We start from the raw sequence: 14,952 nt of genomic DNA on the forward strand, positions 1-14,952 counted from the left end.
TTGGACTATTTCAGCAGATCACAATGATGCCGATGCACGTCTTCAAGACGGCGGGCGGCGGTGGAGTTGCCAGTTCGTCGAAGCCTGGATCTCCAGGCCCTGCAACGGGTTTGCGCTCGATCTTCACAGCCTGTACCCGCACCGAATCGGTGACGACCAACTCGCCGAGGCTGTTGATACCCAATGCCTGCGGTGCGACGAGACCTTCGATCGGCACCTCGAACGGCGTCGTCGTACCTGCGGCGAGGCCGAGTACACGGTTGTGTCCGGTGTCGGCAACGAAGACGTCGCCCGCGCCGTTGGCAGTGACAGCCATCGGTCCTGCGAGCGGGCCGAAGGGCAGCGTCGACGGTCGGGCAGTGGCGGTCATGTGGACCACCTGATTGGTCGGGGCATCGGCGATGAACATGCCGCCCTGCTGGCTGAAGGCCACGTTCGGGGCCGCATTCATGCTTGTGATCGGCGGTGGCGCGACGGGCATCGGCTCGGCCGATGCGCCTGCAGGCGCGAACGTCGCGAGACCCAAGGCGAGGAGAGCGGAGGCGGCCAAAGTTCGCCGACCTGTCGTGAAATCTTGTGTACGCATCTCTTCTACCCAACGTTGCTCGGCACCGACCACAGGCAACCTAGCACTCGGACGGGGTTGTGGTAACCAGTCCGCACGTGCGCTTGCATGCGTCGAAATCGGTTCGAGGTGAGGTCTGCCGGGCAAAGAATTGAAATGAATTGCAATTCGCCATTGACTCGGAAAGTGCCGCCGTGGTGAAGTTATTTATGGCGACAATTCGAGAGGCCTCGCCTGTCTTCATGTCGAGCGTCATGTCGAGTCCCATGCGCAGTCTTCTGTGCAGTCCTATTCGCACCTGCCGAAAATAACCTCTCTCCTTCTAGGAGCAAAGAATGAAGCTGTATCCATCGATCCGTCGAGTCTGCGCAATTTTCGCGGTAGTTGCGGCCGGCGCCGTCGTCCCTGCAATTGCGAGCGCTGCCCCACCCGTGCCATTTCCTTCACCGGTATTCACGCTCGGCTGCGCACAGCCTGCGCCGCTGACCCTGTCCGCGGCATCCGCCCAATCCGGACCCGAGGCGAACCCACCGATCGGTGCGGGCCAGGTCCGGTTCGAGGCGCGGCCGGCCGTGCCGTTCCTTTCCGGCGCCGGGCGCATGGTCGTCGGCTGGGTCAATACGAGTAACGGCGCGAACGGCATGGTCGACCTCGACGGTCCGCTGCCGGTGCTCTCGAAGACGGTCACAACAGGGTCGGGACGAATTCTCGTCGCGATGTTCGCGCCGATCGACGGGATCCTGTGCCAGGTGAATCCGTCCGCATCGGTGATCGTGGCCTAGCGGTCGATAAGCGGGGCACGCCCGTCAGCGTGCGCCCATTCGGGTCGGTGTGCACCATGCTGAGTGCACACCGACCCGAACCGGAGCATCCTGACGTGTCATCCAGGCCGAGTCGGCGAGGGCCGTGGCGATCCGGTTGCGAACGCTCGACGTAGGCGCTCCAGAAATGCTGCAGGCTCTGCGAGATCGCTCCAGGTCCACCGAACAACGGTCCATCCGGCTGCGCGGAGACCGTCTTCTCGGAGCTTTTCGGCTACGACGACGTCTCCCGGCGTTTGGCCAGGAGCGAGGTGGCGAACGTATTTGCCGAGTCCGTCGAACTCGCCGATCACGCCGAACTGCTCCCACAAGAAGTCAACCCTGGCCAGCCAACCGCCGAGCACGGACAACACATCGATCTGCAGACTGGGTGCAGGCAAACCCGCAACATGAATCGCGACTCTGCTGCGCGACTCGCCGACGCTCTCCGACCGACCGTCGACAAACGAGACAACTCTTCGGGCGGCACCTGCACCTCTGCGATGACGATGTCGTTCGGGCGCAACGTCCACGGCACCCTCCTCGAGCCGCGTTGCAGCGTCGCCGATCACCACCGCCTGCTCGAACGGCAGCAGCCGACCTAGATCAACAATCGTTCGCGCGGGCGTGGTGACCCGAAGACCATCGACAATCCGAATCTGGTCGGGTGCGATGCCAACCGCGTGGGTCCGTATGCGGCTGGACGATCGGGCGGTTGCACCACTCCTCGTCACGTGGACCTTGGACAGGTCGACGTTCCAGATCGGCAAGCCGTAGATCGCGGCTGCAGAGATATGGCTGAGCACAGCGTCTGTGTGTAGTCCTTGGACAGTCGCTCTGGCCACAACGCGATGACGTTCGGCGAAGTCCAGCCGAGCCATGTCCTCGCTGGAGGCGTAGACGCCCGGACGAAGTCGAGTCAGCGCGCCGTTGCGGCACCACCGTCTCAGCTCATCGTCCGAGTAGCCATGTGCGAGGCCATCCGATCGTCGCAGCAGACGCGGATCGTTCGATTCCATAGCTTGCGATCGTGCCCGACCGTTCCGCCGCCCCACTTCGGCCGACCTGGGCTTTCGTCTCGCCTGTGGATAACTTCAGGCCTGTGGATGACACGTCAGGATGCACCGCTCAGGGTCGGCGAGCATCAAATCAATTGCACACCGACCCGAATCGGCGCACCCTGATCGACCTACAACACGACAAGCAACACACCATCGGCAGCGCTGCGGCGCACGCGAGCCAGGGAAGGTAGCCTTCGGGAAGTATGTTGATCAGGCTGCTTCGCACTTATCTGCACCCCTACCGCAATCAGTTGGTGGGGGTCGTTGTGCTCCAACTGATCTCCGTGATCGCGGCGTTGTATCTGCCGAGCCTCAATGCCGACCTCATCGACAACGGCATCACCAAGGGCGACATCGGCTACATCTGGTCGACCGGCCTGATGATGTTGGTGTTCACCTTCGTCCAGATTGTCTGTGCTGTCGGATCTGTCTTTCTCGGTGCTCGTGCGGCGATGGCCGCCGGTCGCGACATTCGAGGCGCGGTGTTGCATCAGGTCGGCACGTTCTCCGCGCGCGAGATGGGCCACTTCGGTGCGCCGTCCCTGATCACGCGCAATACCAACGATGTTCAGCAAGTTCAGCTGCTTGTCGTCATGAGCTGCACGATCATGGTCATGGCGCCGATCATGTGCGTCGGCGGCATCTTCATGGCATTGCGCGAAGACCTCGGTCTCTCGTGGATCCTTGTCGTCGCGGTGCCTGCACTCGGACTCGTGATGGGCTACATCATCGTCAAGATGGTGCCGGAGTTCCGCTCGATGCAGGTGAAGATCGACGCGGTCAATCGTGTTCTGCGCGAACAGATCACCGGTATTCGAGTGGTCCGCGCCTTCGTCCGCGAACGTAACGAGACGTGGCGATTCGGCGTTGCCAACACCGAACTCACCGAAACCGCGCTCAGTGTCGGTCGGCTGATGGCGCTGATGTTCCCGGCGGTGATGCTCATCAGCAACATCACCAGCGTCGCTGTCATCTGGTTCGGCGGGTACGAGATCGAGTCCGGCGACATGCAGATCGGTTCGCTGACTGCGATGCTCAGCTACATCATGCAGATCCTGATGTCGGTGATGATGGCGTCGTTTATGGCGATGATGGTGCCGCGAGCCTCGGTCTGCGCCGAACGCATCAGCGAGGTGCTCGACACGGAGACGAGTGTCCAGCCGCCACGCAAGCCCGAACCTTTCGCCGCCCACCCGGGACTCGTCGAGTTCGGTTTTGCCGAGTTCGCCTACCCGGGCGCCGCGGAACCGGTGCTCAAATCGATCAGCTTCCGCGCCGAACCCGGCGAGACCACGGCGATCATCGGCGCGACCGGGTCGGGCAAGTCGACGTTGCTCAACCTCATCCCACGCCTGATCGACGTCACCGACGGCGCTGTCTACGTCGGCGAGACGGACGTCCGCAATCTCGACCCCGATCTGTTGCGTTCCCAGATCGGCGTGGTGCCGCAGAAGCCGTACCTGTTCTCCGGAACGATCGCCAGCAACCTGCGCTACGGCAACCCCGATGCGACGGACGACGAACTGTGGCGCTGTCTCGAAATCGCTCAGGCGGCCGACTTCGTCAGGGAGATGACCGAAGGACTCGAATCGCCGGTGTCCCAGGGCGGTACAACGGTCTCCGGCGGTCAGCGGCAGCGTTTGGCGATAGCACGGGCGTTGGTGAAGCGACCGAGTATCTACCTCTTCGACGACTCGTTCTCGGCGCTCGATCTCGCGACCGACGCGCGCCTGCGTGCGGCGCTCAAACCGGTGACCGAGCAGGCGACCGTCATCATCGTTGCGCAGCGGGTGTCCACCATCAAGGACGCGGACCGAATCATCGTGCTCGACGACGGCGCAATCATCGCGATGGGTAAACACGACAAATTGCTCACCGAATGCCCTGAGTACGCCGAGATCGTCGACTCACAGATGGCGGCGACATGACCCGCCCGGGAATGGTCGCTCCAGGAGCGCCCGGCACCAAGCCGAAGTCGTTCGGCCCGTCGCTGAAGCGCCTGTTCAACCGCCTCGCGCCGGAACGTCTAGCACTGCTGATCATCGTGGGACTCGCCGTCATCAGCGTTGTTCTGACGACGCTCGGACCGAACATTCTCGGCCACGCGACCAACATCATCTTCGACGGAGTCGTCGGCAAGGATCTGCCTGGCAACACCAAAGAAGAAGCGATACAACAACTTCGGGCGAGTGGCGACAACACGGTAGCCGACATGCTCGGCAACATGGACGTGACGCCCGGTGTCGGTATCGATTTCGGCGCCGTCGGGCGAGTGCTCCTGCTTGTGCTCGTGATCTATGTCGTTGCATCGGTGTTCCAGTGGTTGCAGGGGTACCTGCTCAACATCACGATCCAGCGGACGGTCAAGCGCCTGCGCAGCGACGTCGAAGACAAGCTGCATCGACTGCCGCTGAGCTACTTCGACGGGGCAGCCCGCGGCGATGTGCTCAGCCGCGTCACCAACGACGTCGACAACGTGTCACAGAGCCTGCAGCAGACGATCAGCCAGATGATGATGTCGGTCCTGTCGGTGCTCGGCATTCTCATCATGATGCTGTGGATCTCGCCGGTCCTGTCGCTCATCGCCATCCTGACGGTGCCCGCGGCCATCATCGTGACGGCGGAGATCGCCAAACGGTCGAAGCCGCACTTCGCGGACCAGTGGAAGCACACTGGCTTGCTCAACGCTCAGGTCGAAGAGGCGTTCACCGGGCACGAGTTGGTCAAGGCCTTCGGTCGCAGTGCCGAGGTCGAGGAAGCCTTCGACAAGCGCAACGAGGAACTGTTCCAGTCCAGCTTCAGGGCGCAGTTCATCTCCGGAATGATCATGCCTGCGATCATGTTTCTGGGAAACCTGAACTACGTCCTCGTCGCGGTCGTCGGTGGTCTTCGGGTCGCGTCGGGTCAGCTCAGTCTCGGCGAAGTCCAGGCGTTCATCCAGTACTCCCGTTCGTTTACCCAGCCGCTCACCCAGATCGGTGCGATGGTGAACCTGCTGCAGTCGGGCGTCGCCTCGGCCGAGCGGATTTTCGAGATTCTCGACGCAGACGAGCAACGGCCCGATCCTGATCCGGAGGAGCGGCCGAACGTCGATCGCGGGCGCGTCGAGTTCGAGAGCGTCTCTTTCCGCTACGAGAAGGACACCCCGCTGATCGAGCGGTTGTCGCTCGTCGCCGAACCCGGTCAGGTGATTGCGATCGTCGGGCCGACGGGTGCGGGCAAGACGACGCTGGTGAACCTGATCATGCGGTTCTACGAACTCGACTCCGGCTGCATCACCCTCGATGGCGTCGACATCTCGAAGATGAGCCGCGACCACCTGCGGTCGCGAATCGGCATGGTGCTGCAGGACACCTGGTTGTTCGGCGGAACGATCAAGGAGAACATCGCCTACGGGAACCCGATGGCAAGCGAGAAGGACATTCTTGCTGCAGCGCAGGCGGCATACGTCGACCGTTTCGCGCACTCGTTGCCGGACGGTTACGACACCGTCATCGACGAAGAGGGCGGGGGCGTCAGCGCGGGTGAGAAGCAGTTGATCACGATTGCCCGTGCATTCTTGGCGAAGCCGTCGATCCTGATCCTCGACGAGGCCACCAGCTCGGTCGATACCCGGACCGAGTCCCTCGTTCAGCACGCGACCGCGGCGCTGCGCAGCGACCGCACCAGTTTCGTTATCGCACATCGACTTTCGACAATTCGCGACGCGGACCTGATCGTCGTGATGGAGCACGGACAGATCGTCGAGCAGGGCACGCACGATCGGCTGCTCACCAGCCGTGGCGCTTACTATCGGCTCTACAACAGCCAGTTCGTCGGCGCGGCTGCTGACGCCTGAGCACGCCTGGTTGGATGGGAGGGTGCCCTCCGAATCCACGCCCGACCTGTTCACCGTCACAACACAACTGCCTGGCAAGCATGGCCGAACGGGACTGCTGACCACACCGCACGGCGAGATTCGGACCCCCGCTTTCATTCCGGTCGGCACCAAGGCGACGGTCAAGGCAGTTCTCCCCGAGGCCGTGAAAGAGCTTGGCGCGCAGGCAGTTCTGTCGAACGCCTACCACCTCTACCTGCAGCCCGGATCGGACATCATCGACGAGGCAGGCGGTCTCGGCGCGTTTATGAACTGGCCTGGACCGACCTTCACCGACAGTGGCGGCTTCCAGGTCATGTCACTCGGCGTCGGGTTCAAGAAGGTGCTCGCCATGGAAGCGGTCGGCGTGCAGAACGACGACGTCATCGCGTCGGGAAAAGAACGTCTGGCCAAGGTCGACGACGACGGGGTGACGTTCAAATCGCACCTCGACGGGTCGGCGCACCGGTTCACTCCCGAAGTGTCGATGCAGATTCAGCATCAGCTCGGTGCTGACATCATCTTCGCCTTCGACGAGCTGACCACTCTGCTGAATACCCGTGGCTATCAAGAACGATCGGTCGCTCGGACGCAGGCGTGGGCGATCCGGTGCGTTGCCGAACACGAGCGATTGACGGCCGAGCGGTCGCACAAGCCCTATCAAGCGCTGTTCGGCGTAGTGCAGGGTGCGCAGTACGAGGATCTGCGTCGTGAAGCGAGTCGCGGGCTCGCATCGATCACGGGTGAGACCGGTCGTGGATTCGATGGTTTCGGCATCGGCGGTGCGCTGGAGAAGCACAATCTCGGCACGATCGTCGGGTGGTGCAGCGACGAGTTGCCCGAGCACAAGCCGCGCCACATGCTCGGCATCAGCGAGCCCGACGACCTGTTCGTCGCCGTCGAGAACGGTGCGGACACGTTCGACTGCGTCAATCCGTCACGAGTAGCTCGAAATGCCGCAATCTATTCTCCGACTGGACGTTTCAACATCAACACCAGTCGATTCCGCCGCGACTTCACGCCCATCGACGACGAGTGCGACTGCTACACCTGCGCGAACTACACCCGCGCCTACCTGCATCACCTGTTCAAGGCGAAGGAGATGTTGGCGTCCACGCTGTGCACGATTCACAACGAACGATTCACCATTCGACTCGTCGATCAGATCCGCGAAAGCATCGACGGCGGCTGGTTCGACGACTTGAAGAAGCAGACGCTAGCCGGCTTTTACGGGAACTGAGACCGACGCTGCGTACGAGGGTTCGCGCTTCTTGATGAACGCGATCGCACGGTAGGTGATCGGGAGTACCAACACCTCGACGAGCGTCTTCCACAGGAAGCCGACGATGACGTAGTTGACGAAATCTCGCCAGGTGGTGATGCCGATGACGCCGGCGGCGATCGAGCAGAAGATCAGCGTGTCGGCGAGTTCGCCGACGACCGTCGAGCCGATCAATCGTGCCCACAGATGCTTTTCCTTGGTGCGTTCTTTGATCAGCACCAGAACCAGCGAGTTGAGCAACTGGCCGACGAGATAGGCCATCAAGCCGGCGAACACCAGACGCGGCACGACACCGACGACGGACTGGAACGAGTCCTGGTTCTCGTAGAACGACGCCGAAGGCAGTTCGACGGCGACCCAGAAGCAGAACGCACCGAGGATCAGCGCACCGAAGCCGAGCAGAATCGCCCTGCGCGCAGCCTTGAAGCCGTACACCTCGCTGAGAATGTCGCCGAGAATGTAGGCAAGTGGGAAGAGGAAGAAGGCGCCATCGGTGTTGATCGGCAGAATCTGGAGCGGACCGAGCGAGAGCTCCGACGTCCCGAAGAACGCCACGCCCTTCGACGCACAGACGTTGGAAATGATCAGCGTCGCGGTGAAGAGGGCAACAATCGTCGGGTAGAACCCCCTGCCGACGTGCGCAAACGCGGTGTCGGATGAGGCGGGGTCCTGCTTGTTGGGCTCGGTCACGCGCTACATCCAATCAGCAGGATGACCAGAGCGCACAATCGAGCGGTGGCCTCAGGCGCGAAGTTTGCGTATCGCCCCTCTAGTCTTTCCGCTATGACCAACGCTGGCGGTAATGACGACTGGCTGCGCAAGCGCGACGATTCCGGCGCGGCGCCGGGTGCGACGCCACCCGCGGACGAAACCACTGTGAACCCATCGCCGTATCCACCGGCCGATGCCGGACCTCAGTACTCGGGTTATCCCCTCGATCCGAACGCCGGAGCGGCCCCGCAGCCGTACCCGGGTTACGGGGCCCCGCCGCAGGGGACGCCGTACCCGACACAGGCGTTTCCTCCGCAGCCCAGCTACGAGCAGCCCGGTTACCCACAGCAGCCGAGCTATCCGCAGCAGCCGGGTTACCAACAGCCGGGCTATCCGCAGCAGCCCGGTTACCCGCAGCAGCCGGGATATCCCACCGCGTATCCGCAGTCGTTCGGTGACGTCCCGCGCCCTCAGGGGACCAACGGAATGGCCATCGGATCGCTGATCACCTCGATTGCGGCGATCCCGCTGTTCTTCTTCTGCTTCTTCCTCGCGCCGGTCGCGTCGATCGTCGGCGGGATTCTCGGGTTCGTCGCGTTGAATCAGGTGAAGCAGACCGGCCAAGAGGGACGCGGAGTTGCACTCGCGGGCCTGATCGTCGGGGCGGTCGGGCTGGTGTTGACGATCGTCCTCGCAATCATCTTCATCGTTGCGATCGGCAGTATCGACTACACCTACTGAGTCACAACCCAGGGCGTGCGGGGGAGTTGAGCCGGGTCGAACCTGTCGAGCAACTCCGCCGGCGTCGTTCCGTTCAGCTGCAGTGATGCCGCGATGATGGCGACGACATCGCTCGTGGTGCGGCCGGCGGCGAGGTGGTCGGCCAGCGTCACCGGTCCGTCGCGTTTGGCGAGCCGCTGGCCTTGTGAGTTCAAAGCAAGCGGGACGTGGACGTACGCGGGGACCGGCAGGCCGAGGGTGTGCGCGAGATAGACCTGGCGAGGTGTCGACGGCAGCAGGTCGTCGCCGCGGACCACTTGATCGATCTTCTGTTCGGCGTCGTCGACCACGACCGCGAGGTTGTATGCGGGAGTCAGGTCGCCGCGGCGCAGGACGAAATCGTCGACGACGCCGGTGTAGCGGCCGTGCAGTTCGTCGGTGATCGTCAACTCGTTGACCGTTGCGCGCAACCGCAACGCGGGAGCCCTACCTGTGGCCCGCAGCGCAGCACGCTCGGAGTTCGTCAGATCGCGGCAGGTGCCGGGATAGGCGCCCTGCGGCGCGTGCGGCGCCGAAGCCGCCTGCTGGATTTCGCGTCGTGTGCAGAAGCATTCGTAGGTGGAACCGGCATCGTGGAGTCGGGCAATCGCGGTTTCGTAGCGCGGCAAACGCTCGGATTGCCGAACGACGTCGCCGTCCCAGTCGAGTCCGATCGCAGCGAGATCGGCGAGCTGATGCTCTTCGGAGCCGGACCGCGCGCGGTCGAGATCTTCGACCCGCAGCACAAAGCCGCGGCCTGTGGATCGCGCGAAAAGCCATGCGAGCAAAGCTGTTCGAAGGTTGCCGAGGTGGAGGTCACCCGACGGGCTCGGTGCGAACCGACCGTGACCCGCAGCCGACCGCGGGACGAATTTTGCTGGGTTCACAACCGCCCAAGATACTGCAGGCGGCTACGCCGCTCGTGCGTCTTTTCGGCGGGCCCGCCCTCCAAAAGGACTCACGAGCCGCTTGCGGCCTCAGGCTTTTCGGCCGAGAAATGCGAGCACCGCGGTCTGCTGGTTGGCATCGACGGGTGCGTCCAACTCCGGACCGAAGGCGCCGGGTGTCCGAATCGCCGGACCCATGCTTTTCGCGAACGCGTCGACCCACTCGAGGTCGGCAGCGTCGATCGTGTCCTCGATGCCCGTCGCGTGGGCGATGTCCCAGCCATGGACGATGAGGTCGGCGCAGAAGAACGTGTCGAACGACGCACGCAGAGTGGTCGTGCCGAAGCCGCCGTCGTACTCGCGATCGGCCTTGGCGGGATCGTCGAGAATGCTCTGCACCGCATCACGCGTGTGGTGCCACGCTGCGGACGGATCGTCGTCCACTGACGGTCCGGGCGCCACCGAGAGGTCGACCTTCGTCACGAAGTCGGCTTGGCTCTCGACGACGTGGCGAAGTACGTCCCTCGCGGTCCATCCTTCGCAGGGAGACTGCGCGTCCCAGTTCTTTGCCGGCACAGCGTCGACACGATCGGTCAGCGCGGCGGCGAGCCGACGGTAACGGTCGGCTGTGGGCTCTTCGGGTGTACTCGTCGTGTTCATAAATTAATTGTCAGCCTGGACCGCTGTCCGGCGATTGCACATTTCGGACAACTTCGAGGCGGGGTCGCAACTGCGTCAGGTCGATCTCGTCGCCGTGTTCCAGCTTTGCCGATATCCCCGCGGCAAAGAGAACGAGACCCGGCCCGTCTATTTGGTGTGGTGGGGCTTCGCCTTCGTTCGCCAACCGAAGCTCGGCCCGCCGCAGCAAGGTCAGTGCACCTTTGACATTGCCGCGCTGAATGTGGGTGATCCCGACCGCTAGTTGTGCGAGGCCCTGCCACAGTTCACGCTCGGACTGGGGCCCGTTCTTCCACGCCGCCTCGAGTACTTCGTGCGCGTTGAAAGCCAGGCCGCGGTCCAGCAAATCCTGTGCGTAGGTGAGCGTTTCGGCAGGTGGAAGGTCGAGGTCGTCGGGGATGCGCTCGACTCCCTCGCTTCCCGGCGGCAGTGGTCGACCGAGTGCGTCGCGGGGTCGTGAGCTGCGCGCCCTGCCGTCCTCGTCGCGATCACGTTCGATGTCGGGCACGCCCCGATCCTACGTGCGTCACGATCACGTCCAATTCCGCAGAATCGCCGTCGAGGCATACGTGAGCTGTACTAACGTCGCCCAGATGAGCGACATCGCCGTGGTCGTCGGCGAACTCCGCGAGGAGTGGGGGACCACAGACCGAATGATCGCAAAGCTCTCGTCGGCGCAATGGAATCTCGAGACGCCGAGTCCAGGCTGGCGTATCAAAGATCAGATCGCGCATCTCGCAACCAGTGACGCTGCTGCCTTGGCCGCCGCGAAGTTTGCTGGCCTCGCGACGCCGCCGTCACCGGCGGAGGTCACGGGCAAGGCGTTGGATCCGTCGGTGCTCGGCGACCAGTCCGCGCGACTGACCGCGCGTATGCCCCAGCCCGTTGTCGTCGGTCTGTGGCGTGCCACCCGACGAAAGCTTGCCGAGACCTTGATCGAGTTACCGAGCGACCGCAGAATTCCGTGGTTCGGCCGGTCGCTCACCGCGTCGGCGATGGCAAGTGCTCGCATCATGGAGACGTGGGCGCACACCGTCGACATCTCGGACGCCCTCGGGCTCGGGATCGACGCAACCGATCGACTCAGGCACACCGCGTACATGGCGGTCGAGAATCGTGACGGCTCGTTTCGAGCGCACGACCAGGACCCGCCCGACGAAGAAGTTCGCCTCGAACTCACGCTGCCGAGCGGCGTCGAGTGGATTGCCGGACCCGCGCACACGTCGTCGAGAGTGCTTGGAACGGCGCTGGATTTCTGCCTGGTCGCCGCGCGCCGCAGACATCGCGACGACACGGATCTGCAGGCCGTCGGTCTTGCGGCCGACAGGTGGTTGCAGGTGGTTCAGGCCTACGCGGGAGCCGCTGGAAGCGGTCGGCAGCCTCGCGCCCTCGAGTCCAAGGCCGACATCTTTATGCCCGACAACGAAAGACGTGCCGATGAGCAACAGCAGTGAGCAAGCATTGTCCGACGAATTGGGCGGTTCTCTACCCGAACGGTTTCGAGAGCTGAGCGAGGAGCGGCTCGCCTGGCTTCTCGAGACCCTGAAGTCGGCGAAGGTCGTCCAGCTCGCCGACCTGGACAAGAGCACCGAAGACACCATCAACGGTCTTCCGATGATGTTGCGCGGGCCCGTGCGAGCGATCATCGGAGGAAAGAAATGACCGAGGTCGTCGATACCAGGGCAGAGTTGGTCAAGCTGTCGAGGATCTTGAACGTCGACGTCTCCGAACTGGCATTTCTGGAGACGGTCGGGTGGCAGGCGTTGCGAGAGTTTCGGCAGCAGGCGACCGATCAGTTTTTCGTCGCGGCCGAGTCGAGGCTCAAGAATCTCGCCGCTGCCGCCAAGCTGGTGCCCAATCCGGTGATCGTGAAGCTCGCACCGAAGTACTTCGAGCCGAGGATGGCGGCGGCGGTGGCCAGCTTGATCGACGAGGACAAGGCGCTCAAGCTCGTTCCGAAACTTCCTGTGGGGTTGATGGCGGACGCGTCGGTGTACATCGATCCCCGTCGGGTGGGTCCGCTGATCTCGAAGGTGCCGATCGAGGTTGCGCAAAGGCTCGCACCGATCCTTTTGGAGCGCGAAGAATTCATCACGTTGGGTCAGTTCATCGACTTCGTGACGCCCGAGATGCTGGCGGGTCTGCTACCCGTCGTCGACGACATCTCGCTGTTGCGGATCGCGGAGGTCACCGAGAACAAGGCGCAGCTCAACGTCATCATGCCGCTCATCGATGACGCACGAATCGGTCGGACGATCCAGACCGCCAAAGAGGCGGGCATGCTCGGCAACGCCGTCGAACTGCTGACCGAGGTGAGCCTCGAGGTCCGTGGGCGGATGGTGAATGTCGCTGCGCAACAGAGTGACAGCGTCCTCGACGCGCTTGTGCACGCTGTGCATTCCGCCGGAAGCTTCGCGATGCTCCTACCGACGACGACCTGGATGGAGCCGCAGAATCTGGCGCGTTTCGCAAAGTCGAAGGCTTTCGAAACCGCGGACGTGATGAAAGGCGTTGTTGCCGCGGCAGATCGCGACGATCTCTGGGCAGCCGTCGTTCCGCTCGTCCCGAACTTCACCGCCGCCGGGCGTCGAGAGTTTGCTGCCGCACTCGGCAACGTCGACGGGGTGGAAAAGCTGGTCGATGCGGCGGCTGCCGTCCCGGCACTGTTCCCTTTGATACTCCCGCTGGCAACCGATCCCATCAAGGAACGGTTGGCCGCCGCTGTCGGCAAGCTGGAGGTGTCGGAATTCGAACGAATCGTCCAAAGTGTCATCGCTGCAAATGCTTTGACCGAACTGTTGCCGATCGTTCCGATGTTGCCAAAGGCCGCCCAGGAGCGGGTCTCCGACCTTGCCGCGAATTTCGACCCGACACAGATGCGCGAGGCACTGGTCGATGCGAGTGAAAACGGTGTGCTGCCCGAGTTGCTCGAGGTTGCGGCCGGAATGCCGCTCGCCGCGCGTGAACAGACGGTCGGGATCATCTCCGACAGCGCCGAAGACGACGATCTGCTCGGTGTGACCCTGGAACCCGACGATCAGCAGAACGTCTGGAATCAGCTGCTCAAGCTGGCCGACGACGTGCCTTTGCCTGCCCTGGAGCAACTTTCGCAGCGTGCGGCATTCCTGCCACTCGACGGTGTGATGCCGTCCGTGCTCAAAGCGGCCGAAGCGACGAACGAGTGGACGACCAGCTTTGCGATCCTGAGCGGGATCCACAAACGTGCCGAAAGCGAAGGTGTGCCGCTCGAATTCACCGTTCCGGCACGGCTGATCCAGATGGCGGCCGAAAAGGCTTCGGAGACAACTGATACCACGGATTCGCTCTGGTTCGCGAAAGCTCTTCTCGCGCAGTATGCAAAGGACGATGCCTACGCGAAGACGTTCGATGACACCGCAATTCATGCCTCGGCTGCTGTCAGGGGAGCCGCGGAAAGTGCGGTCCAAGTATCGATGGGTTTGATCGGCGAAGGTACGCAACCGATCCGGTCCGTCGCAGCCGTGGTCCCGGGAGGTAAGACCGTCACCGACGCTGTCACCGGTGCCGCCGACCTGGCCACCGGTCTCGCGTCGTCGTTGTTCGGTCGGGCGAAGGCTGCGAGCAAAGCCGTCAGTGACGCTGTGGCACCGAAGGATCCGGAGTAGCCGGCGAACCGTTAGAGCTGAGCAGCAGCAGCGCGACATCCGACAAGCCAGGCTCGAGATCGAGTAGGCCGGCGGGTCCGCGAGTGTGGAGACAGTCGCGAATCCGGTCGTCGATCCCCCCGATCAGAAACTCGAAAACCTCGTCGGGCAATTCGCCGCTCACGGCATGCTCGTGCACGCCGAGTGCACGGGCCGCACGCATGCGGTCTGCGAACAGGGTGATCATCCTGCGGCGATACCCGGTCAAGGGTGGGCCTGCGATGAGTGCCTCGATGTGTAGTGCGCGGCCGACGGCGGGTTCTTCGGTGAGGATCGTGAGGTAGGCGGTCAACGAGGTGCGGACCAATTGTTCCCAGTCCAGTTGCCCAGCCGATCGAATTGCGTTGTTGAGCGGAATGCCGACAAGATCGACGATCAACTCGAACGCGGCCGCAAAGCACTCTTCCTTGGTGTCGAACAGTTCGTAGAAGGTGCGCCGCGAAATCTGCGCGCGGGAGACGAGGTCGGCGACGGTCACGGGTTGGTAGCCGCGCTCAGCGACCGCGTCGAGCATCGCAACGTAGAGACGTCCGCGCTGGGATTCGAGGACCTCGGCGCGGCTCAGTCGGTGTGGACCACGTGGCAACTTTGCGTCCGACGAGGTCACCTTCATTCCGCCACGATATCAACTCCTAGCTGCGGGCATCCGGTTGTGAACCGTGCCACTGTC

At 63.1% G+C, this 14,952-nt stretch carries 15 protein-coding genes; 8 read left to right on the forward strand and 7 right to left on the reverse strand.

Going from position 1 to position 14,952, the window contains the following annotated elements:
* Positions 1-10: 10 nt before the first annotated feature.
* Entirely contained in the window at positions 11-586 is a 576-nt protein-coding gene (locus JGU71_RS14255) for an NHL repeat-containing protein (protein WP_199704814.1), read from the reverse strand.
* Positions 587-900: 314 nt separating this feature from the next.
* On the opposite strand from JGU71_RS14255, the gene JGU71_RS14260 reads away from it, so the two are divergent.
* Positions 901-1,347 (forward strand): hypothetical protein, encoded by a 447-nt coding sequence (locus JGU71_RS14260; RefSeq protein WP_199704815.1) that lies wholly within the window; start codon positions 901-903, stop codon positions 1,345-1,347.
* A 98-nt stretch (positions 1,348-1,445) separates the two neighbouring features.
* Here the strand turns inward: JGU71_RS14260 and JGU71_RS14265 are convergent, their stop codons facing one another.
* A complete protein-coding gene (locus JGU71_RS14265; protein ID WP_199704816.1) occupies positions 1,446-2,384 on the reverse strand; it encodes a type IV toxin-antitoxin system AbiEi family antitoxin domain-containing protein in 939 nt (312 codons plus the stop codon).
* Positions 2,385-2,629: 245 nt separating this feature from the next.
* Here JGU71_RS14265 and JGU71_RS14270 point away from each other — a divergent pair, with 245 nt between their 5' ends.
* The 3 genes from JGU71_RS14270 to tgt are packed head-to-tail and all read left to right on the forward strand — an operon-like array spanning position 2,630 to position 7,522.
* A complete protein-coding gene (locus JGU71_RS14270; RefSeq protein WP_199704817.1) occupies positions 2,630-4,354 on the forward strand; it encodes an ABC transporter ATP-binding protein in 1,725 nt (574 codons plus the stop codon).
* Entirely contained in the window at positions 4,351-6,264 is a 1,914-nt protein-coding gene (locus tag JGU71_RS14275; RefSeq protein ID WP_233529208.1) for an ABC transporter ATP-binding protein, read from the forward strand. The genes JGU71_RS14270 and JGU71_RS14275 overlap by 4 nt, the downstream gene beginning before the upstream one ends.
* Complete coding sequence (gene tgt / locus JGU71_RS14280; RefSeq protein ID WP_372433187.1) at positions 6,254-7,522, forward strand: tRNA guanosine(34) transglycosylase Tgt; 1,269 nt, start codon at positions 6,254-6,256, stop codon at positions 7,520-7,522. The genes JGU71_RS14275 and tgt overlap by 11 nt, the downstream gene beginning before the upstream one ends.
* Here tgt and JGU71_RS14285 read toward each other — a convergent pair.
* A complete protein-coding gene (locus JGU71_RS14285) occupies positions 7,499-8,254 on the reverse strand; it encodes a queuosine precursor transporter (protein WP_199704818.1) in 756 nt (251 codons plus the stop codon). The genes tgt and JGU71_RS14285 overlap by 24 nt on opposite strands.
* 93 nt (positions 8,255-8,347) lie before the next feature.
* Between JGU71_RS14285 and JGU71_RS14290 the strand changes: the two genes are divergently transcribed.
* Positions 8,348-9,016: a DUF4190 domain-containing protein gene (locus tag JGU71_RS14290; RefSeq protein ID WP_199704819.1), complete on the forward strand. Its 669-nt coding sequence runs from the start codon at positions 8,348-8,350 to the stop codon at positions 9,014-9,016.
* On the opposite strand, the gene gluQRS is transcribed toward JGU71_RS14290, so the two are convergent.
* The 3 genes from gluQRS to JGU71_RS14305 form a co-directional block, all read right to left on the reverse strand.
* Positions 9,010-9,921 carry a tRNA glutamyl-Q(34) synthetase GluQRS gene (gene gluQRS, locus JGU71_RS14295; protein WP_199704820.1) on the reverse strand — a complete coding sequence of 304 codons (912 nt, stop codon included), beginning with the start codon at positions 9,919-9,921 and terminating at the stop codon, positions 9,010-9,012. The genes JGU71_RS14290 and gluQRS overlap by 7 nt on opposite strands.
* A gap of 90 nt (positions 9,922-10,011) precedes the next feature.
* Positions 10,012-10,581, reverse strand: coding sequence for a TIGR03086 family metal-binding protein (locus JGU71_RS14300; protein ID WP_199704821.1), 570 nt, complete (start codon positions 10,579-10,581; stop codon positions 10,012-10,014).
* A 10-nt stretch (positions 10,582-10,591) separates the two neighbouring features.
* Complete coding sequence (locus JGU71_RS14305) at positions 10,592-11,107, reverse strand: DUF309 domain-containing protein (RefSeq protein ID WP_307829653.1); 516 nt, start codon at positions 11,105-11,107, stop codon at positions 10,592-10,594.
* 85 nt (positions 11,108-11,192) lie between these two features.
* On the opposite strand from JGU71_RS14305, the gene JGU71_RS14310 reads away from it, so the two are divergent.
* Genes JGU71_RS14310 through JGU71_RS14320 form a run of 3 tightly spaced genes read left to right on the forward strand, consistent with a single transcriptional unit; the run spans position 11,193 to position 14,243 of the window.
* On the forward strand, positions 11,193-12,053 hold the full coding sequence (locus JGU71_RS14310) for a TIGR03084 family metal-binding protein (RefSeq protein WP_199704822.1): 861 nt from the start codon (positions 11,193-11,195) through the stop codon (positions 12,051-12,053).
* Entirely contained in the window at positions 12,037-12,261 is a 225-nt protein-coding gene (locus JGU71_RS14315) for a hypothetical protein (protein ID WP_199704823.1), read from the forward strand. Before JGU71_RS14310 ends, JGU71_RS14315 begins: the two co-directional genes overlap by 17 nt.
* On the forward strand, positions 12,258-14,243 hold the full coding sequence (locus JGU71_RS14320; protein WP_199704824.1) for a hypothetical protein: 1,986 nt from the start codon (positions 12,258-12,260) through the stop codon (positions 14,241-14,243). Before JGU71_RS14315 ends, JGU71_RS14320 begins: the two co-directional genes overlap by 4 nt.
* Here the strand turns inward: JGU71_RS14320 and JGU71_RS14325 are convergent.
* On the reverse strand, positions 14,209-14,895 hold the full coding sequence (locus JGU71_RS14325; RefSeq protein ID WP_199704825.1) for a TetR/AcrR family transcriptional regulator: 687 nt from the start codon (positions 14,893-14,895) through the stop codon (positions 14,209-14,211). The genes JGU71_RS14320 and JGU71_RS14325 overlap by 35 nt on opposite strands.
* Positions 14,896-14,952 lie beyond the last annotated feature (57 nt).

The organism is Antrihabitans stalagmiti, assembly GCF_016482825.1.
GTDB lineage: Bacteria > Actinomycetota > Actinomycetes > Mycobacteriales > Mycobacteriaceae > Antrihabitans > Antrihabitans stalagmiti.

Excerpts from the sequence above, each read along its gene's own strand:
- JGU71_RS14255 (WP_199704814.1), bottom strand. The coding sequence starts at position 586 with ATGCGTACACAAGATTTCACGACAGGTCGGCGAACTTTGGCCGCCTCC.
- JGU71_RS14260 (WP_199704815.1), top strand. The coding sequence starts at position 901 with ATGAAGCTGTATCCATCGATCCGTCGAGTCTGCGCAATTTTCGCGGTA.
- JGU71_RS14265 (WP_199704816.1), bottom strand. The coding sequence starts at position 2,384 with ATGGAATCGAACGATCCGCGTCTGCTGCGACGATCGGATGGCCTCGCA.
- JGU71_RS14270 (WP_199704817.1), top strand. The coding sequence starts at position 2,630 with ATGTTGATCAGGCTGCTTCGCACTTATCTGCACCCCTACCGCAATCAG.
- JGU71_RS14275 (WP_233529208.1), top strand. The coding sequence starts at position 4,351 with ATGACCCGCCCGGGAATGGTCGCTCCAGGAGCGCCCGGCACCAAGCCG.
- JGU71_RS14290 (WP_199704819.1), top strand. The coding sequence starts at position 8,348 with ATGACCAACGCTGGCGGTAATGACGACTGGCTGCGCAAGCGCGACGAT.
- JGU71_RS14300 (WP_199704821.1), bottom strand. The coding sequence starts at position 10,581 with ATGAACACGACGAGTACACCCGAAGAGCCCACAGCCGACCGTTACCGT.
- JGU71_RS14310 (WP_199704822.1), top strand. The coding sequence starts at position 11,193 with ATGAGCGACATCGCCGTGGTCGTCGGCGAACTCCGCGAGGAGTGGGGG.
- JGU71_RS14315 (WP_199704823.1), top strand. The coding sequence starts at position 12,037 with ATGAGCAACAGCAGTGAGCAAGCATTGTCCGACGAATTGGGCGGTTCT.
- JGU71_RS14320 (WP_199704824.1), top strand. The coding sequence starts at position 12,258 with ATGACCGAGGTCGTCGATACCAGGGCAGAGTTGGTCAAGCTGTCGAGG.
- JGU71_RS14325 (WP_199704825.1), bottom strand. The coding sequence starts at position 14,895 with ATGAAGGTGACCTCGTCGGACGCAAAGTTGCCACGTGGTCCACACCGA.